Source organism: Polaromonas sp. P1_G2 (genome assembly GCF_056405515.1).
Genome location: NZ_JBFUBY010001786.1, coordinates 1 through 356, shown reverse-complemented (window position 1 = coordinate 356; position 356 = coordinate 1). Strand labels below are relative to the sequence as shown.

The 356-nt window shown below is 61.2% G+C and carries 1 protein-coding gene; it reads right to left on the bottom strand.

Annotated elements, in window-relative coordinates:
• Window positions 1–356: enolase C-terminal domain-like protein (locus AC1D0P_RS32590; protein WP_477680499.1), on the bottom strand; the 356-nt coding region annotated here is incomplete at both ends.

The window sequence follows — 356 nt, the reverse complement described above, 5'->3', positions numbered from 1 at the left end:
GTGCCGACAGCCGTGATGACGGTTGCGAGATTGACGCTGTTTTCATCCATGTAGATGCCGTGCTGGACCTGCGGCCGGATCTTCTGCAGGTCTTCGATCGTGTTGCACGGCTGCTCCATGATGAAGGGAATGTCAGAGCATTCACGGCTGATGCGCAGCGCATCCCGCGTGGTCCAGCCGCGATTGGCATCAACGGCAAGCCGCATGCCGGATTTTCCGATGACTTCCCAGACCTTGCGGACCACTGCGATATCGACCTCCACCGGCCGGCCGCCCACCTTGACCTGAAGACGGGGATAGCCTTCCTCCATCTTCTCGCGGGCGATACGGGCAATGTCATCCGGCGTGCCCACGCC